The organism is Micromonospora polyrhachis, from assembly GCF_014203835.1.
In the GTDB taxonomy this organism is placed as follows: Bacteria; Actinomycetota; Actinomycetes; order Mycobacteriales; family Micromonosporaceae; genus Micromonospora_H; species Micromonospora_H polyrhachis.
Map to the genome: position 1 here is coordinate 4,995,592 of NZ_JACHJW010000001.1, position 23,194 is coordinate 5,018,785.

Here is a 23,194-nt window from a genome sequence, read left to right on the forward strand (position 1 = left end):
GATGATCACCAGACGCAGTCTCCTCGGTGGTGCCGCCGCTGGGGCCAGCATGCTCGCCCTCGTGCCCAGCGCCTCGGCGCACGCGGCCGACAAGGCCGACATGGGTACGGGGATGTGGACTCGTGACGTGTCCGCGAATGGCTGGCGGATCGACCCCGCCGCCATCGCCACCTACCGGGTCGAAGGGGCGGGAGTCTCCATCGCGCTCCGGCAGGGTCAGGCCGCCGCAGTGCTGTTGCACGTGGCGCGGCGCTGGCACTACGAGATCGGTCCGTTGGACACGGGGGAGGGCGGGGGAGTCACCGCCCACACCAGCCAGCGCACCGTACGGGCGGACTTCGAGTCCAACTATCTCTCCGGCACCGCCCTTGCCCTGCACCCCACCGCCTACCCCCTGGGTGGCAGCGAGCGGCTGTGGCCCCATCAGGAGGCGATCGTGCGGGACATCCTTGTCGACTGCGACGGTACGGTCGTCTGGGGTGGCGACCTCACCCCGGCGAAGCTCTCCCACTTCCAGCTCGTCGCCCGTCCCGACGCGCCGACCCTGGCTCGCGTTGCCGCTCGATTGGACACCAGTAGGCACACCGAACTCCGGTCCCAGACCGCTGGTGCGGTCGCCGACCCGATGACCCCGGCCCGACGGGAGCAGGCCCGGCGTCTGCCTCGCCCGCGCTGATCTCTGCCACGCGATGACGTGGAAGTGGGGACCGTCCCCTGTTCAGGGCCGGTCCTGAGGGTCGTCCTCGAACGCCTGGGCGACGGTGAGGCTGTCCTCGTAGATGTGGTATCGGGTGACCACGCCGTCTTCGACCGTGAGATGCAGGGCAAACCGGGCGCGGTACGCGCGACCGGTGCGCCTGGCGGTTTGGCGGATCTCGCCAAGCACGACGGCATGCTCCCCGTCAACGAGGATCCGCTCGATCTGGGTGTCCACCGACCCAGGTACGTGGTGTTCGGTGAGCTCGCGGAAGTTGGCTACGGCGTCAGCGCGGGTGGCCCGGTGCCGAATCCACGGGGTGACGGCCGAGCCGTGCTCGGCCTCCGGCCAGTTCAGCTTCCAGTCGCACTGCTCGGCGAAGAGTTCGGCGGTGCGCTCGAGGTCACCCGCGCCGATCCGCTGGAGTAGCTCTTGTACTACGGCGCGGGTGGTCGTCTCCGATGCTACGGGCATGGCGGTTCTCCTTCGTCGTGCATCCGCGCCCTGACTGGCGCGGTGAGACCAACCCTGCCAACGTGGCTGCTTGCCGGCAATTACTTCGCAGGTAACCCCGTTTTCTCGATACGAGCGAAAGTTTGGTTTGTCTGGGCAGAAGGTATGGACACGTCGTCGGTTCCCTCCTAGTCTCGTCCGCACACGAAAGAGTTTCGTCGATGTAAACCGACGGCGCGGTAGTCCATCGACAGGTGACCTCCCCATCCGGTGCCCCCACCGGCCGGTGGTCACGGACAACCCGGGGAGGACCCCGAAGCTTCGACCTCCACCGTTACGGCAACCGGCGCGACGGCGCGCGCCCTGCCTGGCAACCCCCAGTCAGGAAGGGAAGGCACCACTGTGTCCACTACGGAATCCCGAGCCGGACGACGATGGCAGGCCAGTAGCGCAGCCCTGCTGCTGGTCGCGGCGACCGTCAGTACGGCCATCGGCACCGCTCCCGCTCCCGCCCAGGCACACCCGATCAACGCAGCCGATTTCCAGCAGGTCGAGCTGGCCCGTGGCGTGTCCGACATGGGCGAGCCGATGTCCCTGGCCGTCCTGCCCGACCGGTCGGTCCTGCACACCGCGCGTAACGGCACGCTGCGCCGTACCGACGCGGCCGGCAACACCGCCGTGCTCGGCACCCTGCCGGTCTACAGCCACGACGAGGAGGGCCTGCAGGGCGTCGGCGTCGACCCCGGCTTCGCCACCAACCGGCAGATCTACCTCTACTACGCGCCACCACTGTCCACACCGGCCGGTGACGCGCCCGTCACCGGGACCGACTGGTCGGCCTGGCAGGGCGTCAACCGGCTGGCCCGGTTCACCCTCAACGCCGACTTCACCCTCAACATGGGCAGCCAGGTCACCGTCCTCGACGTACCGGCCGACCGGGGCATGTGCTGCCACGTCGGCGGGGACATCGACTTCGACGCGGCCGGTAACCTTTACCTCTCCACCGGGGACGACTCCAACCCGTTCGACTCGGCCGGCTACGCGCCCATCGACGAGCGCAGCAACCGCAACCCGGCCTACGACGCCCAGCGCAGCTCCGGCAACACCAACGACCTACGCGGCAAGATCCTGCGGATAAAGGTCAACGCCAACGGGACGTACTCGATCCCGGCGGGCAACCTCTTCGCGCCCGGCACCGCCAGGACACGGCCGGAAATCTACGCGATGGGCTTCCGCAACCCGTTCCGGATGAGCGTCGACAAGACCACCGGCATCGTCTACGTCGGCGACTACGGCCCGGACGCCGGCACCACCAGCGCCAATCGGGGACCCGCCGGGCAGGTCGAGTTCAACCGGGTCACCTCGCCCGGCAACTACGGCTGGCCGTACTGCACCGGCACCAACACCAGCAGCGAGACGTACAACGAGTGGGACTTCGCCACCGGCACCGGCGGCGCGAAGTACAACTGCACCGGCGGGCCGACCAACAACTCGTTCCGCAACACCGGCCTGACCACCCTCCCGGCCGCCCGGCCCTCCTGGATCCGGTACGGCGGGGACGCCGGCACACCCCCCGAGTTCGGTGGCGGTTCCGAGTCACCGATGGGCGGCCCGGTCTACCGCTACGACCCGAACCTCAATTCGGCGACCAAGTTCCCGTCCTCGTTCGACGGGCAGTTCTTCGCCACCGAGTTCGGCCGAGGCTGGATCAAACCGATCCACGTCAACACCGACGGCTCACCCGGCACCATCGACAGCTTCCCGTGGGTCGGCAAGCAGGTGATGGACTCGGCGTTCGGCCCGGACGGGGCGTATTACGTGCTCGACTACGGCACCGGCTACTTCAACGGGGACGAGAACTCGGCGCTCTACCGGTTCGACCATGTGGGTGGGGGCAACCGGGCACCGACCGCAGCCGCCTCGGCGAACCGGACCTCCGGCCCGGCCCCGCTGACCGTCGCCTTCTCCTCGGTCGGCTCGTCCGACCCGGAGGGCAGCGCGTTGACGTACGCCTGGAACTTCGGCGACGGCACGACTTCGACGGCGGCCAACCCGACGAAGACCTACCACACCAACGGCAGCTACACCGTGACGTTGACCGTGACCGACCCGGAGGGGGCCACCGGCAGCTCCAGCGTCACCATCACGGTCGGCAACACCGCCCCGACGGTCTCGGTCAGCGCCCCCGGCAACGGCCAGCTCTTCTCCTTCGGTGACACCGTGCCGTTCCAGATCACCGTCACCGACCCGGAGGACGGCACCATCGACTGCACCAAGGTCAAGATGACCTACGTGCTGGGCCACGACAGCCACGGCCACCAGATCACCTCCAAAACCGGCTGCTCCGGTGAGATCGCCATCCCGGTCGACGGTGAACACGACGACGCGGCAAACATCTTCGCGATCTTCGACGCCGAGTACACCGACGCCGGCGGACTGACCACACACACCCAGCAGACCCTGCAACCCCGACACCGACAGGCCGAACACTTCAAGACCTCCGCCGGCGTCAACCTCTTCGACAAGACGCCGGCCGAGGGCGGAAAGACCGTCGGTGACATTCACAACGGCGACTGGATCGCGTTCGAGCCGTACCGGCTGGGCAACGCGACCTCATTCACCGCGCGGGTGTCGTCCGCCGGAATCGGCGGCACCCTACAGATCCGGGCCGGTTCGGTGACCGGCACCGTACTCGGGTCGGCCACCGTGCCGGTGACCGGTGGTTGGGAGACCTTCACCGAGGTCACCGGCGCGATCTCCGGCGCACCGGCCGGCACCACCACCCTCTACCTGACCTTCGCGGGCGGGGCGGGCGCGCTCTACGACGTGGACGCGTTCACCCTCAACACCGGTGGTCCGCGTACCGGTCCGGTGGTGGGGTTGGCGGGCAAGTGCCTGGATGTGGCGGGTGCGGCCACGGCGGACGGTACGAAGGTGCAGCTCTACACGTGTAACGGGACGGGTGCGCAGCAGTGGACGGTTGCCGCCGGGTCCGGTCCGGTGAAGGCACTGGGCAAGTGCCTGGACGTGTCGGCCGGTGGCACCGCCGACGGCACGAAGGTCCAACTGTGGACGTGCAACGGCAGCGGGGCGCAGAACTGGGCACCCCAGGCCAACGGCACGGTGGTCAATCCGCAGTCCGGTAGGTGTCTGGACGTCTCCGGTAACAACTCCGCCGACGGTACGCAGATCCACATCTGGACCTGCCACACCGGCGCCAACCAGAAGTGGACCCTGCCCTGATGTGGGGAAGGGCCCCTTCTCGTCGCTTTCCGCCGTGGAAGGGGCCCTTCCCCACCACCGTCGATAGGAGAGCAACCATGCGTAGACTCCTCCGTCCGGTCCTCGCCGCAGCCACCACGACCCTGGCCGCGCTCGCCTGCACCACGCCCGCCGGCCCGGCCACCGCCGGCACCGCCCCGGTCGATGCCAGCGGCGTTTCGGCCGGCCCGGTGGCATCCGCCGACGCCCCGTACGACGTGCTGGTCTTCTCGAAGACCGCCGGCTTCCGGCACGACTCGATCGCCGTCGGCACCCAGGCCATCCGGGACCTCGGCGCGGCGAACAACTTCACCGTCACCGCCACCGAGGACGCCACGGCGTTCACCACCGGCAACCTTGCCCAGTACGAGGCGGTCGTCTTCCTCAACACCACCGGTGACGTGCTCGACGCCGGTCAGCAGGGCGCGTTCGAGTCGTACGTCCGGGCCGGCGGCGGGTACGTCGGTGTCCACGCCGCCGCCGACACCGAGTACGACTGGCCGTTCTACGGCAACCTGGTCGGGGCGTACTTCGCCTCGCACCCGGCCATCCAGCAGGCCAACGTCAAGGCGGTCGACCGAGGGCATGCTGCCACCGCCCACCTGCCGCAGACCTGGACCCGCACCGACGAGTGGTACAACTACCGGACCAACGCCCGTTCCACGGCGCGCGTGTTGACCACGCTCGACGAGTCGTCGTACTCGGGTGGTGGGATGGGGGCCGACCACCCGCACACCTGGTGCAAGCCGTACGAGGGTGGCCGCTCGTTCTACACCGGCGGCGGCCACACCCAGCAGTCGTACGCCGAGCCGGCGTTCCGCGCGCACCTGCTCGGCGGCATCCGGTACGCGGCTGGCCGGACCAAGGCCGACTGCCGGGCCGAGTCCGGTTACACCACCCTGTACAACGGTTCGACGAGTGGCTGGTCCCAGGCCGGGCCGGGCAGCTTCACCAACGCAGACGCCACGCTGACCTCGGTCGGCGGGATGGGCCTCTACTGGTACAGCGCGCGGGAGTTCACGTCGTACTCCCTGAAGTTGGACTGGAAGCTGGCCGGCGACGACAACACCGGGGTCTTCATCGGCTTCCCGCCGTCGACCGACCCGTGGTCGGCGGTGAACAACGGTTACGAGGTCCAGATCGACGCTACCGACACGGCGGACCGGACCACCGGTGCGGTCTACACGTTCAAGTCGGCGGACATCGCCGCCCGGGACGCGGCGCTGAACCCGCCGGGGGAGTGGAACACCTACGAACTGCTCGTAGATGGTGAACGACTCCAGGTCTTCCTCAACGGGGTGAAGATCAACGACTTCACCAACACCGACCCGGCGCGGTCGCTGGCCGGTCACATCGGCATCCAGAACCACGGCGACGGCGACGACGCGTCGTTCCGCAACATCCGGATCAAGGATCTGGGTACGCCGGGCGGCAACACCACCATCCAGGCGGAGGCGTTCGGCACCGCCAGCGGCGTCCAGCCGTACCCGAAGGCGGGGGCCAACGGCGGACAGACCCTGGGGTACGTCGACCCGGGCGACTGGGCCGCGTACCCCGGGGTGGACCTGACCGGGGTGACCAGCTTCCGGGCCCGGGTGGTCTCCGGCGGGCCCGGCGGCGCCATCCAGGTGCGGGCCGACTCGGCCAGCGGCGCGGTGCTGGGCACGGTGGCGGTGCCCAACACCGGTGGCTGGGAGTCCTTCGCCGACGTCACCACGACGCTCTCCACCGTCCCCGCCGGGCTGCGGAACCTCTACCTGACCTTCACCGGTACGGGCAGCGGCCTGTTCGACGTCGACGACTTCACCCTGGTCCGGACGACCGGTGGTGGTCCCCGGAGCGGTCCGGTCGTGGGGTTGGCCGGCAAGTGTCTGGACGTGGCGGGTGCGGCCACCGCGGATGGCACCAAGATCCAGTTGTACGGCTGCAACGGCACCGGGGCACAGCGCTGGACGGTGACCTCCGGCGGTGGCCCGGTCGTCGGGCTGGGCGGCAAGTGCCTGGACGTGTCGGCTGGCGGTACCGCCGACGGCACGAAGGTCCAGCTGTGGACGTGCAACGGCAGCGGGGCACAGAACTGGACGCCGCAGGTCAACGGCACGCTGCTCAACCCGCAGTCCGGTAGGTGCCTGGACGTCTCCGGCAACAACTCCGCCGACGGTACGCAGATCCACATCTGGACCTGCCACAGCGGAGCCAACCAGAAGTGGACGCTGCCGTAGCGCAGCGCGGTGAGGAAAGGCCCCGACCAAGGCAGAAAGCGATAGGAAGGGGCCCTTCCTTCCATCAGGGAGGGAGAAGAGGGAGTATGGCGCGACCCGTCACGCTGTTCACCGGCCAGTGGGCCGACCTACCGTTCGAGGAGGTGTGCCGGCTGGCCTCCGAGTGGGGCTACGACGGACTGGAGATCGCCTGCTGGGGGGACCACTTCGAGGTCGACAAGGCGCTCGCCGACGACACGTACGTCGACCGCAAGCGGGAGACCCTGGCCAAGTACCACCTCCAGGTCTTCGCGATCTCCAACCATCTGGTCGGGCAGGCAGTCTGCGACCACCCGATCGACGAACGGCACCAGGGCATCCTGCCGGCCCGGATCTGGGGCGACGGCGAACCCGAGGGGGTACGCCAACGCGCGGCAGCCGAGATCAAGGACACCGCACGGGCGGCGGCGAAGCTCGGCGTACGGACCGTCGTCGGCTTCACCGGCTCGTCGATCTGGCACACCCTGGCCATGTTCCCGCCGGTCCCGCCCTCGATGATCGAGAAGGGGTATCGGGACTTCGCTGACCGGTGGAACCCCATCCTCGACGTCTTCGACTCCGTCGGCGTACGGTTCGCCCACGAGGTGCACCCCAGCGAGATCGCGTACGACTACTGGACCACCCGGCGCACCCTGGAGGCGATCGGGCACCGGCCGGCGTTCGGGCTGAACTGGGATCCCTCGCACTTCGTCTGGCAGGAACTCGATCCGGTCAACTTCATCCTGGAGTTCGCCGACCGGATCTACCACGTCGACTGCAAGGACGCGAAGGTGCGTACCGGGGACGGGCGGCGGGGGCGGCTCGCCTCCCACCTGCCCTGGGCCGACCTGCGGCGCGGCTGGGACTTCGTCTCCACCGGGCACGGGGACGTGCCGTGGGAGGACTGCTTCCGGGCGCTCAACGCCATCGGGTACGACGGCCCGATCTCGATCGAATGGGAGGACGCCGGCATGGACCGGCTGGTGGGTGCCCCCGAGGCGCTGCGGTTCGTCCGTGGACTCGCCTTCGACGCGCCGACCGCTGCCTTCGACGCCGCCTTCACCAGCGAGAAGTGAACACGTAGCCGGCACACCAGCGGGAAGTGAACACGTAGCCGGCACACCAGCGGGAAGTGAACGTGCGGCGGGGGTGGTCACCGGTACCGGTGACCACCCCCGCCCGACGGTTCAGTCTGCGCTGCGGCGACGGTTCAAGCCCGCGCCGAGATCGAGGTTCAGACCGTGCTGCCGTTGGTGTTGGAACCGGGCGACTTCGCCCGAGGTTCGGTCGTCGCGGAAGCGGTCGACGTGCCGGTGGTCCGGCTCGCGCCGGAGGTGGCGCTGGCCAGGGCGTTGTCCGCCGGGGTCAGCTCCGTGGTGTTGTCGGTGCTCGAACTGACGTGCAGCTTCTCGCCGAGGCGGGTCTGGCTCAGCTTGTCCCGGCCCTCGGTGTAGAGGCGGGTGGCCTGGGCCTGGGCGACCCCGGCTGCCTCCTGCACCGTCGGGTGATCCAGCACCTTGCGGCCCTTGACGACCAACTGCTCGTACGTCTCACGGCCTGAGCGGGCGCCTAGGACGAAGCCCGCGGCGAGCCCGCCGATGAACCACAGCTTTCCGCGCATGGCGGCTCCTCTCGTACCTGACGCGGAGTCGCTCACCGGGGTCCGGTGTGCCACCGTGTCGCGCCTACGTCGTCTGTCCGGTGCTATCTACCCATCCTCCTGGATGGGCATGCCTGAGACGACCATCATCACAATTTGCCCCGATATCCGAGTGGGCGATTTTTCGCGGAGAACCCGGTAGCGAAGCACCCCCCGGTGTCCTGTACTCTTGTCCCGTCGCACGGCGACGGAGAGATCCGGAAGCCGAGCACACTGCAATCCCCCGTAGCTCAATTGGCAGAGCAGCCGGCTGTTAACCGGCAGGTTTTTGGTTCGAGTCCAAACGGGGGAGCCTCTTCACCAAACCCGCCCGCCGACCCCAGGTCGGCGGGCATCGTCATATCTGGGGCCCGTCCACCACACGAGGTGGCCAGCCGGGCTTCCGGGCCGGCAGCCGTCCCGGATACGCGGGGGCGTCGCCTGAGCGACGTGCGACAGGTGGGTTTGGAATGGTCGAAAATCGGACGCGCAGGCCGGTACTGGTCGCGATCGCGGTGGCGCTCGTGTGGGTGGTCATCGCCCTGATCGCCGCCCCCTACAGCGGGAAGCTCACCAGCGTGGCGACCAACTCGAACGTCGCCTTCCTGCCCAAGGACGCCGAATCCAGCCAGGCCCTGGAGCTGACCCGGGGCTTCGTCGAGCAGCAGACGACGCCAGCGCTGGTCGTCTACCAGCGCAGCAGCGGCATCACCGAGGCGGACCGGCAGCGGGCCGGCGCCGACGCGGCCCGGTTCGCCGAGGTGCCGGGGGTGCTGCCGCCGGTGCCGCCACCCGTGCCGAGCCAGGACGGACAGGCACTCCAGGTGATGGTGCCGATCAGCGACGCCGAGGGAACCCAGGTACAGGACGTCGTCGACCGGCTACGGGAGATCACCGGCAAGGGCGAAGGCGGGCTCACCATCAACGTCGCCGGACCGGCCGGCCTCCAGGCCGACCTGATCGAGGTCTTCTCCAGCATCGACGGGCGGCTGCTGCTGGTCACCCTCTGCGTGGTGCTGGTCATCCTGCTGATCGTCTACCGCAGCCCGGTGCTGTGGATCATTCCGTTGCTCAGCGCCGGTGTGTCGTATCTGCTCTCCACCCTCGCCGTCTACTACCTGGCCGACAACGACATCATCATGCTCAACGGGCAGGCGCAGGGCATCCTCACCGTTCTTGTCTTCGGTGCCGGCACCGACTACGCGCTGCTGCTCATTGCCCGCTATCGCGAGGAACTGCGGAACCATCCCGACCCGGCCGAGGCCATGTTGGTGGCCTGGCGGGGTGCCGCGCCGGCCATCATCGCCTCCGGGACCACGGTCATCGCCGGCCTGCTCTGTCTGCTGCTCTCCGGGCTCGAATCCAACCAGGCGATGGGACCGGTATCGGCGGTCGGCATCGGGGCGACCCTGGTGGTCATGCTCACCTTCCTGCCGGCGCTGCTGCTGATCGGTGGGCGCTGGGCGTTCTGGCCCCGCCGACCGCAGTTCGACTCGGCCGAGGCGGCGGGGGGTATGTGGCACCGGATCGCCGGCTTCGTCGCCCGGCGGGCCCGTACCGTCTGGTTGGTCACCAGTCTGGCGCTGGCCGCGCTGGCCATCGGCCTGACCCAGTTCAGTACCAACACCCTCAGCCAGGTCGACCTCTTCACCAGTCGGACCGACGCGGTCGCCGGGCAGGAGACGATCAACCGGCACTACCCGGGTGGGTTGGGTGACCCGGTGCTGGTCTTCACCCGGGCGGAGGCGGCCGACCGGACGGCGGAGCGGATCCGGGGGGTCGCCGGGATCGCCGAGGTCCAGCCGGTCACCCCGCAGACCGGAGCGGCCCCCGGACAACCGGCGCAGCCGGACACCGCCGAACCGAAGGTGGTCGACGGGCGGGTCCAACTCCAGGCCACCCTCGCCGATCCGATCGACAGCAGTGCGGCGAAGGAGACCGTACGTCAGCTGCGGGTGGCGCTACGCGACGTGCCCGGTGCCGACGCGGTGGTCGGCGGCTCGACCGCGATCGACGTGGACACCGCCGACGCGTCGGACCGGGACCGCAACGTGATCATCCCGGTGGTGCTGGTGGTGATCGCGATCATCCTCGCCGTGCTGCTGCGTTCCCTGGTCGCGCCGGTGCTGTTGATCCTCACCGTCGCGCTCTCCTTCGCCGCGACGCTGGGGCTCTGCGCGCTGCTGTTCAAGTACGTCCTCGACTTTCCCGGTATCGACTCGTCCTTCCCACTCTTCGCCTTCGTGTTCCTGATCGCGCTCGGCATCGACTACAACATCTTCCTGATGAGCCGGGTACGCGAGGAGGCGGTGAAACACGGCACCCGGGCCGGGACACTGCGCGGGTTGGTGGTCACCGGTGGTGTGATCACCTCGGCCGGGGTGGTGCTCGCTGCCACCTTCGCCTCGCTGGTCGTACTCCCGATGGTGATCCTGGTCGAACTCGGCCTCGCCGTGGCGATCGGCGTGCTGCTCGACACCGTCGTCGTACGCTCGCTGCTCGTGCCGGCACTGGCGTACGACCTGGGCCCGCCGATGTGGTGGCCGAGCCGGCTCGCCCGGCGGCGTAACCACGGCGACTCCGACGGTCCGCCCGACCGGTGAGGTGACCGATCGGCCCCTGGTCGCGGGCGGGTCGCGCCGGGCTGGTCTGGCGGAGACCACACGAACGGGGCACGTACGTTAGGCTTTCGCCCGGCGAGGGGCGGTAGCTCAGCAGGTTAGAGCAGTCGACTCATAATCGATCGGTCACGGGTTCGAGTCCCGTCCGCCCCACCAGCAGCATGTGAGCTGGGAAAACGTGAAACCGGATGGCGTACGCGAACGGCCCTCGCAAAGCGCGCCGTGAACTGGATAAACGTGCGCGTGGTCCCGGATCGGCGCATCCGGGCCGCTGGCCCTGCAGCGACGCCGGTGGACGGATGTGTCGACAGGCGGCTGACGCCCTGACTGAGCTGCCACCGCCCCTTATCTGCGGCAGTTGCGGACGTTCTTGGTCAGACGGTCGTGCTCTAATCCCACCCATGTACGAGGTCGTTGTCGCGGCGCTGGTTCGCGAAGGTCGAGTCCTTCTCGTCCACCGGAGTCCGAACCGCCGCGCCTACCCGGACGTGTGGGATCTGCCGGGCGGACACATCGAGACAGGTGAGACAGAGTTGGCCGCGCTCACGAGGGAGATGCACGAGGAACTGGGCGTGCGGATAGCAACGGGATCGGCGATCCATCTGTGTCGGCTGGACATAGGCCGCAGAGGGGAGTCCGTACGCCTCAGCGCCTGGCTTGTCGGTGAGTGGGAGGGGACACCGACCAACGTCGCTCCCGATGAACATGACGAGATCCGTTGGTTCCGGCCTGAGGAGTTGCCTCCGGTCGCCCACGAACCCTTGGGCAAGACGCTGGTGGAAGCGATACGGGGCGCCCGCGCCTGAACTCAACGCGCTGTCATCGGCATGACTGCGCAGCCTGAGCCGAATGGCTTGTGGCCGTCGATTCGCAGGACTTGACGACCCCTTCGACGGCTTCCACTGTGCCCGCCGTGGCACGTACCGGGGGTCGATGTGGTCGGTAGTCGAAACCGCAGGGACCGGTTGCCAGCCTTCTGGCCTGGGCGGGCAGCGATGCCGCTGGTCTGCCCAGGTTCGCACTCGCCTTCCCCGATCCGCTGCGCGGCAAGCTGGGCGTTGTCGTGCTGGACGGGACCAAACCGTGGACGCCCACCGGTTCTCTTCTTCGTCTGCCCGCGCGCCCTCCGCGTCCAGCGGTGGCTCTCGTCTCGGGGCGGTGGAGCCGCAGGGTGGGCCGCGCCGCGGTTACCCTGCCGGGAGCAACCCGGACCGGCTCATCCCGCGCGAGGTGGAAGTCTTGCGGTTGATGGCGCAGGGGATGAGCGACCGTGACATCGCGGAGACCCTCTTCGTCGGCCGTTCCCAGCCGCGGAAACCTACCAACCGAGATCGCCGGAAACACCGTCGGCGAGACAGCCCGGCGAAGGGACGTTGGAGTACTAGGGTCCAATGACCCGTGTGTCCACACCCCGCCACCTTGATTGTGTTGGCATGTCGGTGGCGAGCCTGTATCCGGGCTACTTCGCACTGGTCATGGCGACCGGTATCTGTTCTGCGGCACTGCGGGAGATCGGACAGCCGACCGCGTCGGCCGTTCTGCTCGCCATCGCGGTGGCCTGTTTCGTTGTTCTGACCATCGCTCTGGGCTGGCGGCTGGTCCGCTACCCGCGCCAGGTCCTCGACGACCTTTCCGCACCGGAGAAGGCGTTCGCGTTCTTCACCGTGGTGGCGGCCTGCAACGTCCTCGCCTCGCGGCTGGTCGCGGATGGCCATCGCGCCACCGCGACCGTCTTGGCGATCGTGGGTGCGGCGGTGTGGCTGGTCTTGTCCTACACGATCCCCGTACGGCTGATCCTGGGTCCCCGGCCCCGGCCGATCCTGGAGGGGGTGAACGGGACCTGGTTCATCTGGGTGGTCGGCACCCAGTCGATCGCGATCGCCGCCGCGGCCCTGGACTCGCCCGGTACCCGCTACACGTATACCGCCGCGCTGATCGCCGTGCTGATGTGGTCGGTCGGCTTCGTGCTGTATCTCATCGTCGCCACACTGCTGCTGACCCGGCTGCTGCTGCTCAAGGTGCGCCCGCAGGATCTGACCCCGCCGTACTGGGTGACCATGGGCGCTACCGCGATCACGGTCTTCGCCGCGGCCCAGATCATCCAGATGCCGGAAGCGCCCGCGGTGCTCGCCGCCGGTCCGGTCCTGGCCGGACTCGGGCTGGTGCTGTGGGCGTTCGGCACGTGGCTGATCCCGATGCTGATCGCCTTCGGCCTGTGGCGCCACGTGCTGCGCCGGGTCGAGCTGGAATACGGTCCGGCGCTGTGGAGCATCGTGTTCCCCCTCGGCATGTACGCGATGGCGAGCATGCAGTTGGGAACGGCGGCGCGGCTGCCCATCGTCGCCGGCATCGGGCAGGACTGGACCTGGCTCGCCGTCGGCGCATGGGGCGTCGTCTTCGCCGCCATGTGCGTGGCGCTGACGCGTTCGCTGTTGCGACGAACCCAACCCGAGACGGTCGGCACGCCATAGCCTGCCGCGATTGTCAGATTCCGCGACCGCCCCGCGTTGCCGGTAGCGATTCGGCAATGAAGCCCCCTGTCATGGCGCGAGTTCCGCTCAAGATCTCTGGGCGACCAGCACGAGCCAGGAGGCCTGACCGCACTTCCACAGTCAGTCCTCCCGCCCTACCTCACGGAGCGACCTCCTTCTGTTGTTGCCTCTGGAGCTATAGGTGAACCGGGTTCGGTGATCCCGTAGGCGACCGACGACGCGGCAATGCGGCTCCCACCGACAGCGTGTGGGCAGAGAGGCATGGTGATCGGCCGGATCCTTACGGCTGGAAGTATTCCGACATCAGACCGCTGACCCATTCCGGCTGCTTGACGTTCTCCGGTAGGAACTCCGCCATCGCTGGCTTCAGGTCGATGACCGGGGTGCCCGAGACCGCGTCGAGGCCGACCACCGTCAGTTCGCGGCCGTCGACGGATTCGATGGCGCAGCACGTCACCCCGATGCGGTTCGGTCTGCGCGGGCCGCGGCCGGCGAACACGCCAACGGGCGGGAGATCGGGACGGCCGCGGTAGGGACGAGGCTCGCGGTGATCGCCGTGTTCCGGGAACTGGTCGAAAATGAATAGGACCTCCACGTGGGAGAAGTCCTCCAGACCCTGGAGGCACGCATCGCCGAAGCGCTCGTCAACGGTGATCGTGCTGAGGACGGCACCCCAGTTGTCCGTGTGCTGAACGTCCGTCCTGGCGTTCCGAACGGTACCTATCGGGGTGATCTCGAAGCTGTGCATTATTCCTTCCACGTCCGTACGAGTGTCGGGCCATTGGCGCCGTTCTTGACCGTGCCGTTCTCGGCCATGCCGTAACGATCCGGGAGGCCGCATCCGCCAGGATCGGCAGTACCGCTGTATGGCATCGGTTACCCGACGAGCAGGAGGCCGCTGATCGCCAGCATCACCACGGCGGTGGCCCCGAGGCTATGTCGCGTACGGCCTTGACGGATAGCCAGGCCTGGAAGTTGGGGTCCTTGACCGGCGTGTCGGGAATGCCGAAGCCGGCTGCGGCCTGCGGTGCCCAGAAGGCGTACGCGCCCATGAAGATGATGCCTACGCCGATTAGTCCGGCGAACACGGTGCGACGTTGATGAGCATGGGTTCCCGCTGTGGTGAAGCGGATCTTGCGACATGAGAACTTTCAGCTACTGGCACCGCGCCTCGTCCACGGCAGGAGAGTGTGTGTGGGGGCGGTGATCCAGTGCGGCAGATCAGGGAACGATCACCACGCCGCCCCGTACGCCGCCTTGGGCCAGTCGGTTGTGGGCCGCTGCCGCGTCGGCGAAGGAGTAGACGCCGGCGACCCGGAGCGGGATGTCACCGCTTTCTGCCAATTTCACCAGTTCGCCTAGCCGGGAGCTGTCCGGCAGCACGTCCAGTGCGAACGTCCGGATGCCCCGCACCGGCTCCGGGCGCAGCGGGGGTGAGGCGGCCACGTAACCGCCGCCGTCCCTGACCAGTTCCATCGCCGATGGGCCGATCACGGCCAGGTCGACAACCGCGTCGAAGCTGTCCGGCGCTACCGCGATCGGATCGTCCGAGCGCGGCACGAACGTCGCGCCCTGCGACTCGACGAACCCGCGGTCGTCGGCCCCCGCTATTCCCGTGGCGTGCAGGCCGGTGACTCGGGCCAGCGCCAGGGTGAACCCGCCGACCTGCCCGGCGGCACCGGTGACAAGCACGGACGAGCCCACCGGGAGCGCGAGCAGGTCGAGGGCCTGGGCGGCGGCGAGGCCGTTGGTCGGCAGGGTCGCGGCCTCGCTGGCGGGAATGCCGACGGGCGCGGCGGTCAGCCATGCGGCGTCGAGGACCACATACTCCGCATGGGCACCGACCGTGGTGCGTAGCCACGGCGAGAAACCGACGACCTCGTCATCCACCGTCAGATCTCCAACGGCCGGACCCACCGCGTCGACCGTGCCGGCTACGTCCCAGCCGGGTACATACGGCAGCCCGGCCGGCAGTGGCGCTGGGAATCGACCGGCGCGGATCATGAGATCGACCGGGTGCACGACGGACGCGGCGACCCGTACTCGTACCTGTCCCGGCCCCGGCTGCGGCACCGGCAGGTCCGTCGCCACGTGCAGAACCTCCGGCCCGCCGAACTGTGCATACCTGACTGCGCGCATCGCCGTTCCCTCCGCTGGACTTCATGTTCGTCATGACGGTAGGCACCCTCGCGCACGTGGGAAAGTAGGTACCTGGAAGTGCCTAGGGCACCGGCAAGGTGGGGGGAACATGGCGACTACGACCGCTGGACAACGACGAGAGCAGGCCAAACGCGACTATGACGCGTTCCTGGTCGGCTGCCCGACCAGGGAACTGCTGAGCACGCTCACCGACAAATGGGCGGCACTGGTGATCGCGGCGCTCGCAGACGGCCCGCAGCGGCACAGCGAACTCGCCCGCCGCATCGCCGGCGTCAGCCAGAAGATGCTCACCCAGACCCTGCGCACACTGGAACGCGATGGACTGCTCACCCGTACCGTGACCGCGTCGGTGCCGACCCGCGTCGACTATGCGCTCACCCCGCTCGGCCACGACCTGTTCCCGGTGATGGTCGCGATCAAGACATGGGCAGAGGCACACATGGATCGCGTCTTTCAGGCCCGCGCCCAGTTCGACGCGCGGTCATAAGTCCAGTGGACGCTCCATGTGGCCGTCGGGGACCTCGTTGTCCTGACGACGTCGAGAGGAAGCGCCATACACCCATCGTGGTGGCGAGAAATCAACCCCTGAGCTGCGGGAATGTGATTCGTTGCCGGCCACGTCCGGTCCGACGAACGAATGTGCCACCAATTGGCTGACGCTCGCGTGGTTACGCGTGGCCGCCCACGGTCACCGTGCCGATGGTCAGATGTGGTCTGCCCTCCAGGATCTCCCCGATCCGGTCTGCCTGCTCGTCGAGGTCCCGGCGTTGGGCGACGGTGAGCGTGGTCAACGGTTCGACCGTGATGTTCAGCTTGCGTCCGGAACGGCGGAGGTGCCAGATCCCGGCGACGGTGCCGTCGATGAGCAGTACCGGAAAGTTTCCGGCTTGGCCGCCGGAGAGCGCGCGTTGTGCGGCAGCTCCGGGGAAGAGCTGCTCACGCGGGTGGCAGCCGACGGTGTAGGCGTCGAAATATGGCAGTAGCCGTACGCCGTGCGCTGGCACGGGTGTGGGCGCGGTGTCGCCAGCGGTGACCCAGGCGACCGTGCCGGCGACGTCGACTGGTTGCAGTTCGTCGGCGAGGGAGTCGAACAACTGGGCCGCCCAGCGGCGAGGTGCGGACAGCCACTGCGCGAAGTGCTGCGGTGTGGCCGGCCCGTACGCATGCAGGTAGTGCCGGACCAGGCCGGCGAGGGCGTCGGGTGCCGGGGCTGGCTGGAACCCGGGCAGCCACCGTTGCGGGCTGGTGTAGGTCACCTTCCGTCCCTGGTTCGGGCCGAAGCAGAGGACCCCTCGGTGCGCGGCAAGGTGCATCGCCTGACGCCAGCGCGGCCACATGCCGCCGAACGCCGGCACCACCGGGTCGGCGGCCCAGGAGCCGCTGCTGGCGACCACCGCTGCGGTGAGTTCGTCGATGGTGAGTTCCGCGTCGGCCAGTGCCTCCGCGATGGCCGCGACGACCTCGTCGGTCTGGTCCGGCGTCAGCCGCGCGTCGGCGGACAGGCTGTTCGACGACGGTGGCAACGCCCCGAGCGCGCCGGTCCACAGGGGTAGTTCGCGGCTCGGTAACAGGTGCACAGTGCCGCGTGGCCCGAACGTCTTGACCAGACTGCGTTCGTTCCACAGGGCGTCCCGGACGTCGCTGCGGGTGACACCGGCTACGCGTAGCCCGATGGAGACCTCAGCGGCGGAGAGCACCTGAGCGTGGGCGCCGCACATGGCGGCGACGGCATCGACTGCTCGGCCGGGGAACGGCGCGGACAGTCCGTGCCTGCCGAGCCGCCGGCCCCACACCTCGGGCCAGGACAGCTGCGGCATCACGGTGGAAAGGTTGGCCATGGGCGTCAGCGGAGCTTGCGGAAGAATCCGCGTACGTCGTCGACGAGGAGGTCGGGTGCTTCCATGGCGGGAAAGTGGCCGCCGCGGCTGAACTCGGTCCAGTGCACCACGTTGTGGTCGCGTTCGGCGAGGGGTCGGAGGGTGATGTCGTTGGGGAACACCGCCACCCCGGTCGGTACCGAGGAGCGTGGCTGGGCCTGGCCCCAGCTGTTGGCGTCCTCGTAGTAGATGCGGGCGGCGGATCCGGCGGTGCCGGTCAGCCAGTACATCGAGACGTCGGTGAGGATCAGGTCGCGGTCGACAGCGTCCTCGGGCAGGGCGGCGCTCGGGTCGGTCCACTCCTTGAACTTCTCGACGATCCACGCGAGCTGGCCGACGGGTGAATCGGTGAGGGCATAGGAGATCGTCTGCGGCCGGGTCGACTGGACGATGGCGTACCCGCTCATGTCCCGGCCCCAGGTCGTCATGAGTGCGAGACGGGCCTGGTCGGCCTCGGTGAGATCGGCCAGTTCGGTCGGGTCACCGGAGGGGAAGGTGCCCAGGTTGTTGACGTGTACGCCGATCACATGCTCAGAGTCGACCCGGCCGAGTTTGGGGGAGACGATCGCCCCGGTGTCACCGCCCTGCGCGCCGTAGCGGTGGTAGCCGAGGCGGCCCATCAGTTCGGCCCAGGCGCGGGCCACCCGATCGGTACTCCAGCCCGGGGTGGTGAGGGGGCTGGAGAAGCCAAAGCCGGGTAGCGATGGGGCGACGACGTGGAAGGCGTCAGCGGGGTCGCCCCCGTAGCGGGCGGGATCGGTCAGTGGTCCGATGACCTTCATGAACTCCACGACCGAGCCGGGCCAGCCGTGGGTGAGGATGAGCGGCAGCGCGTCCGGCTCGGCCGAACGTACGTGCAGGAAATGAATGTTCTGTCCATCGACGACGGTGGTGAACTGGGGAAACTCGTTCAGCTGTGCCTCGTGGGCACGCCAGTCGTACGTGGTGTGCCAGTAGTCGGCCAGATCCTTCAGGTAGCCCAGCGGCACCCCAGCCTCCCAACCGGCACCGGGCACCTCGGCCGGCCAACGGGTGCTGGCGAGCCGGTGACGCAGGTCGTCCAGGTGCTCCTGGGAAATTTCGATCCGGAACGGGGTGATCTCTTCGCTCATGAACACAATGCTACCGGCGAGCTAGGACAGGTCCGGTCCTAGGTCGCTGAGAGACTGTGGGACATGTTGGAAACCTCCGCCCGACTGCTGCGTCTGCTCTCGCTGTTGCAGACTCCCCGTGATTGGATCGGAACCGACCTGGCACAACGCCTTGAGGTCGACGTGCGGACCGTGCGCCGAGACATCCAGAAGCTGCGCGACCTCGGCTATCCGGTCCATGCCACCCCCGGCGTAGCCGGCTACCGACTCGGTGCCGGCACGAAGCTCCCGCCGCTACTACTCGACGACGAGGAAGCCGTCGCCATCGCCATCGGGCTACGCACCGCCGCCAGCGGCACGATTACCGGCATCGAGGAAACCTCGCTACGCGCACTGGCCAAGCTCGAACAGGTCCTTCCCTCCCGTATACGCCACCGGGTCAACCTGCTGCACTCGGTCACCGTCACGGTCCCGTCCGCCGGCCCCACCGTCGACCCCGACGCACTGACCGCCGTCGCCGCCGCCTGCCGCGACCACCAGCGGCTCCGCTTCGACTACCGCAGCCACGACGGCACCACCTCGGTACGGGACACCGAACCACACCGGCTGGTCCACACCGGCCGACGCTGGTACCTGGTTGGTTGGGACACCGACCGGCGGGACTGGCGCACCTACCGGGTCGACCGAATCCATCCCCGCGTCCCGACCGGCCCCCGCTTCACCCCCCGACCGGCACCCGACGTCGACCTCGCCGGCTACCTGACCCATGGAGTCTCCACCGCCCCCTACCGCTACCAGGCCCGAATCACCCTGTACACGTCGGCGGAAACCGCCGCCGAACGCATCTCACCCACCGTCGGTGTCATCGAAGCCGTCGATCCGCACACCTGCCTTCTGCACACCGGATCCAACTCCCTTGACGAAATCGCCATCTACGTCGCATCGTTCGGCTTCCGCTTCCAGATCCACCACCCACCCGAACTCGTCGTACACATCCGAGACCTCGCCACCCGGCTCGCCGACGCTGCCCAATGACCCCCCCAGCAACCCGCGCAACGGCAAGGCCCAGTCGTCGCTGCCGAACGTCAGGTCGACGCCACGGTTGTGCGGACCCACCAACACGCGGTCACGGGGAGCTAGGCGGCGGACGTCCCGTCAGCGGCCGATCTTGTCCAACTCGGCAATGTCGTCCCCGGAGAGCGACAGCCCCGCGCCGGCGACGTTCTCGCGCAGGTGCGCCACGGACGAGGTCCCGGGGATCAGCAGGATGTTCGGCGAACGCTGCAGCAGCCAGGCCAAGGCGACGCACATCGGCGTCGCGGCCAGTCGGGCGGCCACCGAAGACAGGGTCGAGGACTGCAGCGGGCTGAAGCCGCCGAGCGGGAAGAAGGGCACGTAGGCGATACCTTGGCCGGCGAGTAGCCGGTGAGGGTTGTCCTGATCGCAGCCTTCGATATAGGCGACTGCGGTTGGGAAGCCATCCAGAATCAGGGTCGGACGCAGAGGGCAGGGAGAGCAACAACTTCCTGCCACTCTCAACGTATATCGCAGTGGGGGTCTTGCGGCAAGACCCGGGTCGTGCCGCAGAATTCTCCGGCCGAAGCCAGGACCTGCGGAAAACAGGGATTCGCGACGTACGCATGCGCGTGGGTGCGCTGCTGATTCGTGCGCGGTAACTGGCCCAAGACAATGGGGGGATCCATGTTCGACGTGATCATCGTCGGGGGCGGACCGACCGGCTTGATGCTGGCCAGTGAGTTACGCCTGCACGGTGTGTCCGTGCTCGTCCTGGAGCGGGAGACCGTTCCGACCGGGCACGTCCGCGCACTTGGCCTACACGTACGCAGCATCGAGCTGATGGACCAGCGGGGCCTGCTGGAACGGTTCCTCGCGCACGGCCAGCAGTACGCGGTCGCCGGGTTCTTCGCCGGTATCGACAAGCCGTGGCCGGACCGGCTGGACACCGCACACTCCTACGTTCTCGGCATCCCGCAGCCGGTCACCGAGCGCCTGCTGGCCGAGCGGGCTGCCGAAGTCGGCGTCGAGATGCGGCGCGGCTGCGAACTGGTCGGGCTGAGCCAGGACGACCAAGGGGTGACCGTCGAGCTGGCGGACGGCACACCCCTGCGCTCGCGTTACCTGGTCGGCTGCGACGGCGGTCGCAGCACGGTGCGCAAGCTGCTCGGTGTCGGTTTTCCCGGCGAGCCCAGCAGGGTGGAGACGCTGCTGGGCGAAATGGAGGTGGCGGTACCGCCGGAGACGGTGGCGGCCGTGGTGGCCGAAGTCCGTAAGACCCAGAAGCGGTTCGGCGTCGGGCCCTTCGGAGCCGGGGTGTACCGGGTTGTCGTACCCGCCGAGGGGGTGGCCGAGGATCGTACGGTCCCGCCGACCCTGGAGGAGTTCAAACAGCAACTGCGGGCGTACGCCGGCACCGACTTCGGCGTGCATTCACCGCGTTGGCTGTCCCGCTTCGGCGATGCCACCCGGCTGGCCGAGCGTTACCGCACGGGTCGGGTGCTGCTGGCCGGCGATGCGGCGCACATCCACCCGCCGACTGGTGGGCAGGGGCTCAACCTCGGCATCCAGGACGCGGTCAACCTCGGCTGGAAACTGGCCGCCGAGGTCACCGGCTGGGCACCGGAGGGCCTGCTCGACAGCTACCACACAGAACGCCATCCGGTGGCCGCCGACGTGCTGGACAACACGCGGGCACAGATCGAGCTGATGTCCACCGAGCCGGGGCCGCAGGCGGTACGCCGGTTGCTGTCGGAACTGATGGACTTCGAGGAGGTGAACCGGTACCTGATCGAGAAGATCACCGCGATCGGGGTCCGGTACGACTTCGGTGACGGGCATGAACTGCTCGGCCGGCGGATGCGGGACGTACAGCTCAAGCGGGGGCGGCTCTACGAACTGACCCACGATGGCCGGGGACTGCTGCTCGACCAGACCGGCCAACTCTCGGTGGCAGGCTGGGCGGATCGGATCGACCACGTCGTCGACGTCAGCGAGGAACTGGACGTGCCCGCCGTACTGCTGCGGCCGGACGGGCACGTCGCGTGGGCCGGTGACGACCAGCAGGATCTGCTCCACCAACTGCCCCGATGGTTCGGTGCCGCCGACAAGGAAACTGCTGAAAGCTGATCGTCAGCTCCTTGATCAACGCGTCGGCCAGGGTGACCCGGTAACGCAGGTCAACCGTTCCGCCGGGAAAGTTCCCTTCGAGATGCTGGACCACCTCGAAGTGCCCATCGTCGATCCGGTGGCGGCGATGGGCTTGGTCGTGTAGTCGTACTCGCTGGCTGACCTTCGCGCGCCCAAGCTGTCGGTCGCGGCTTGTGACGGAGATGATAAGTGCGCATACTATTGGCATGGCTGTGCTCAGTTCTTGCTCTGCTCAGACGACGCACGCTCCTTCGGTCGTGTACTCACGGTGGGCTGATCCCGCTACCTGGCCGGAGTGGGACTCCGAGGTGCGCGAGGTGATCTTCGAGGGGCCCGCTGTGCTCGGGAGCACGGGCAGGATGCGGCCGGCATCCGGGCCTACCGTCTCGTTCTCGGTCACGGTCGCCGATCCTGACCGAGTCTTCACGAACACCTCATCGATGCCGGGCGCGACGTTGACCTTCGAACATGTTGTCGAGCCTGCTCCGGAGGGTGCTCTGGTGACCGTGACGATACGAATCGACGGGCCCCTCGCCCCGCTGTGGAGGCGCATCATCGGGCGAGGTATAGCCGACGCCGCGCGGTCGAGCGTGGTCGGTCTGCTGACGTACCTGGACTCCGCATGAGCCGCGGGTGGCTAGGCGTGGTATCCGAGGCGCATGTGCGTCGAGGCGAGGAGCTGGGCATCGCGCAGCTCAACCACGGGAAGCGTTCGGGGCTCTCGCGGATACGTGCGGGTGACACTCTCGTCTATTACTCACCGACCCGGCAGCGAGAGGACCGTGTGCCGTACCAGTGCTTCACCGCCATCGGCATCGTCCCTGACGACGACATCTGGCAGGCGGACGAGGGCGACTTCAAGCCCTACCGGCGACGCCTTGCCTATCTACCAGCAAGGCCGGTTCCGCTCGAGGAGGTGCGCTCGCGACTGCACCTGACAGCTGAGCCGAACTGGGGCTACCAGCTTCGCTACGGTCTCGTGCCTCTCGACGTACACGATGTCGAAGTTCTCGGAGAGGCGATGAAGACATGAAAGGCGAACTGGTCACCGCACACTCGGACCCCTCGACGAGCACGGGCCTGATGCTCTGGCGGGTCACGAACTCGTGGCAACGAGCCATCCGGGCCGCGCTCGCTCCGTTTGGATTGACGCATGTGCAGTTCGTCCTTCTGGCCACCCTGACCTCCATGGGCCGCGCCACTCCCGTCACCCAGAGAGACCTCGCCGACCAGGCAGCCACCGACGTGATGATGACCTCGCAGGTCCTCCGGGTCCTAGAGGACAAGCAGCTCATCGAACGCGCGCCGCATCCGGAAGATCGGCGTGCCCGGACACTCACCCCTACGGCTGCGGGCGTGGCCCTGGTCAACCGCGCGAACACCGCGGTGGAAGACGCGGACCGTGCCTACTTCGCGGCCCTGGGCGCTGCGACACGAGACTTCACGCGCCTTCTGGGAACCCTCGACAACGCACACCGAGCCGCCTCGTAGGCGGCTG

21 protein-coding genes, 2 tRNA genes and 1 pseudogene are annotated in these 23,194 nt (G+C 68.2%); 16 read left to right on the forward strand and 8 right to left on the reverse strand.

Going from position 1 to position 23,194, the window contains the following annotated elements; genetic code table 11:
* Position 1: 1 nt before the first annotated feature.
* Entirely contained in the window at positions 2-676 is a 675-nt protein-coding gene (locus FHR38_RS22025; protein ID WP_184536457.1) for a hypothetical protein, read from the forward strand.
* Positions 677-718: 42 nt separating this feature from the next.
* Here the strand turns inward: FHR38_RS22025 and FHR38_RS22030 are convergent, their stop codons facing one another.
* Entirely contained in the window at positions 719-1,171 is a 453-nt protein-coding gene (locus tag FHR38_RS22030; RefSeq protein ID WP_184536458.1) for a nuclear transport factor 2 family protein, read from the reverse strand.
* 381 nt (positions 1,172-1,552) lie between these two features.
* On the opposite strand from FHR38_RS22030, the gene FHR38_RS22035 reads away from it, so the two are divergent.
* From FHR38_RS22035 to FHR38_RS22045, 3 genes are all read left to right on the forward strand, one after another.
* Positions 1,553-4,393 (forward strand): PQQ-dependent sugar dehydrogenase, encoded by a 2,841-nt coding sequence (locus tag FHR38_RS22035; protein ID WP_184536459.1) that lies wholly within the window; start codon positions 1,553-1,555, stop codon positions 4,391-4,393.
* A 77-nt stretch (positions 4,394-4,470) separates the two neighbouring features.
* The gene (locus FHR38_RS22040) at positions 4,471-6,633 is read left to right on the forward strand and encodes a ThuA domain-containing protein (RefSeq protein ID WP_184536460.1); all 2,163 of its coding nucleotides are present in this window, start codon (positions 4,471-4,473) and stop codon (positions 6,631-6,633) included.
* Positions 6,634-6,719: 86 nt separating this feature from the next.
* Positions 6,720-7,727: a sugar phosphate isomerase/epimerase family protein gene (locus FHR38_RS22045; RefSeq protein ID WP_184536461.1), complete on the forward strand. Its 1,008-nt coding sequence runs from the start codon at positions 6,720-6,722 to the stop codon at positions 7,725-7,727.
* 158 nt (positions 7,728-7,885) lie between these two features.
* Here the strand turns inward: FHR38_RS22045 and FHR38_RS22050 are convergent, their stop codons facing one another.
* On the reverse strand, positions 7,886-8,272 hold the full coding sequence (locus FHR38_RS22050) for a hypothetical protein (protein WP_184536462.1): 387 nt from the start codon (positions 8,270-8,272) through the stop codon (positions 7,886-7,888).
* Positions 8,273-8,530: 258 nt separating this feature from the next.
* Between FHR38_RS22050 and FHR38_RS22055 the strand changes: the two genes are divergently transcribed.
* The 6 genes from FHR38_RS22055 to FHR38_RS22080 all read left to right on the forward strand — a co-directional run bounded on the left by FHR38_RS22055 (position 8,531) and on the right by FHR38_RS22080 (position 13,382).
* Positions 8,531-8,603, forward strand: a tRNA-Asn gene (locus tag FHR38_RS22055).
* A gap of 157 nt (positions 8,604-8,760) precedes the next feature.
* On the forward strand, positions 8,761-10,893 hold the full coding sequence (locus tag FHR38_RS22060) for an MMPL family transporter (protein ID WP_184536463.1): 2,133 nt from the start codon (positions 8,761-8,763) through the stop codon (positions 10,891-10,893).
* A gap of 97 nt (positions 10,894-10,990) precedes the next feature.
* Positions 10,991-11,067, forward strand: a tRNA-Ile gene (locus FHR38_RS22065).
* A gap of 245 nt (positions 11,068-11,312) precedes the next feature.
* A complete protein-coding gene (locus tag FHR38_RS22070) occupies positions 11,313-11,717 on the forward strand; it encodes an NUDIX domain-containing protein (RefSeq protein ID WP_184536464.1) in 405 nt (134 codons plus the stop codon).
* Between the two features lie 127 nt (positions 11,718-11,844).
* Complete coding sequence (locus FHR38_RS33585) at positions 11,845-12,306, forward strand: helix-turn-helix transcriptional regulator (protein WP_376771423.1); 462 nt, start codon at positions 11,845-11,847, stop codon at positions 12,304-12,306.
* 38 nt (positions 12,307-12,344) lie between these two features.
* Positions 12,345-13,382: a tellurite resistance/C4-dicarboxylate transporter family protein gene (locus FHR38_RS22080; RefSeq protein ID WP_184536466.1), complete on the forward strand. Its 1,038-nt coding sequence runs from the start codon at positions 12,345-12,347 to the stop codon at positions 13,380-13,382.
* 301 nt (positions 13,383-13,683) lie between these two features.
* Here the strand turns inward: FHR38_RS22080 and FHR38_RS22085 are convergent, their stop codons facing one another.
* From FHR38_RS22085 to FHR38_RS22095, 3 genes are all read right to left on the reverse strand, one after another.
* Positions 13,684-14,151 (reverse strand): SAM-dependent methyltransferase, encoded by a 468-nt coding sequence (locus tag FHR38_RS22085; RefSeq protein ID WP_184536467.1) that lies wholly within the window; start codon positions 14,149-14,151, stop codon positions 13,684-13,686.
* A 163-nt stretch (positions 14,152-14,314) separates the two neighbouring features.
* Entirely contained in the window at positions 14,315-14,491 is a 177-nt protein-coding gene (locus tag FHR38_RS22090) for a DUF4267 domain-containing protein (protein ID WP_312882329.1), read from the reverse strand.
* Positions 14,492-14,624: 133 nt separating this feature from the next.
* The gene (locus tag FHR38_RS22095) at positions 14,625-15,542 is read right to left on the reverse strand and encodes an NADP-dependent oxidoreductase (protein ID WP_184536468.1); all 918 of its coding nucleotides are present in this window, start codon (positions 15,540-15,542) and stop codon (positions 14,625-14,627) included.
* A 109-nt stretch (positions 15,543-15,651) separates the two neighbouring features.
* Between FHR38_RS22095 and FHR38_RS22100 the strand changes: the two genes are divergently transcribed.
* Positions 15,652-16,050 carry a winged helix-turn-helix transcriptional regulator gene (locus tag FHR38_RS22100; RefSeq protein WP_184536469.1) on the forward strand — a complete coding sequence of 133 codons (399 nt, stop codon included), beginning with the start codon at positions 15,652-15,654 and terminating at the stop codon, positions 16,048-16,050.
* Between the two features lie 181 nt (positions 16,051-16,231).
* Here the strand turns inward: FHR38_RS22100 and FHR38_RS22105 are convergent, their stop codons facing one another.
* On the reverse strand, positions 16,232-17,401 hold the full coding sequence (locus tag FHR38_RS22105; RefSeq protein WP_184536470.1) for a winged helix DNA-binding domain-containing protein: 1,170 nt from the start codon (positions 17,399-17,401) through the stop codon (positions 16,232-16,234).
* A 5-nt stretch (positions 17,402-17,406) separates the two neighbouring features.
* A complete protein-coding gene (locus FHR38_RS22110; protein WP_312882584.1) occupies positions 17,407-18,540 on the reverse strand; it encodes an epoxide hydrolase family protein in 1,134 nt (377 codons plus the stop codon).
* A gap of 75 nt (positions 18,541-18,615) precedes the next feature.
* On the opposite strand from FHR38_RS22110, the gene FHR38_RS22115 reads away from it, so the two are divergent.
* A complete protein-coding gene (locus FHR38_RS22115) occupies positions 18,616-19,566 on the forward strand; it encodes a helix-turn-helix transcriptional regulator (protein ID WP_184536472.1) in 951 nt (316 codons plus the stop codon).
* A 120-nt stretch (positions 19,567-19,686) separates the two neighbouring features.
* Here the strand turns inward: FHR38_RS22115 and FHR38_RS22120 are convergent.
* A pseudogene (locus tag FHR38_RS22120) lies at positions 19,687-19,950 on the reverse strand (aldo/keto reductase); the annotation flags it as partial.
* A gap of 282 nt (positions 19,951-20,232) precedes the next feature.
* On the opposite strand from FHR38_RS22120, the gene rox reads away from it, so the two are divergent.
* The 4 genes from rox (at position 20,233) to FHR38_RS22140 (ending at position 23,187) form a co-directional block, all read left to right on the forward strand.
* The gene (gene rox / locus FHR38_RS22125; protein ID WP_184536473.1) at positions 20,233-21,675 is read left to right on the forward strand and encodes a rifampin monooxygenase; all 1,443 of its coding nucleotides are present in this window, start codon (positions 20,233-20,235) and stop codon (positions 21,673-21,675) included.
* 227 nt (positions 21,676-21,902) lie between these two features.
* On the forward strand, positions 21,903-22,322 hold the full coding sequence (locus tag FHR38_RS22130; RefSeq protein WP_184536474.1) for an SRPBCC family protein: 420 nt from the start codon (positions 21,903-21,905) through the stop codon (positions 22,320-22,322).
* A gap of 17 nt (positions 22,323-22,339) precedes the next feature.
* Positions 22,340-22,729 (forward strand): EVE domain-containing protein, encoded by a 390-nt coding sequence (locus tag FHR38_RS22135; protein ID WP_312882330.1) that lies wholly within the window; start codon positions 22,340-22,342, stop codon positions 22,727-22,729.
* Complete coding sequence (locus FHR38_RS22140; protein WP_184536476.1) at positions 22,726-23,187, forward strand: MarR family winged helix-turn-helix transcriptional regulator; 462 nt, start codon at positions 22,726-22,728, stop codon at positions 23,185-23,187. The genes FHR38_RS22135 and FHR38_RS22140 overlap by 4 nt, the downstream gene beginning before the upstream one ends.
* Positions 23,188-23,194 lie beyond the last annotated feature (7 nt).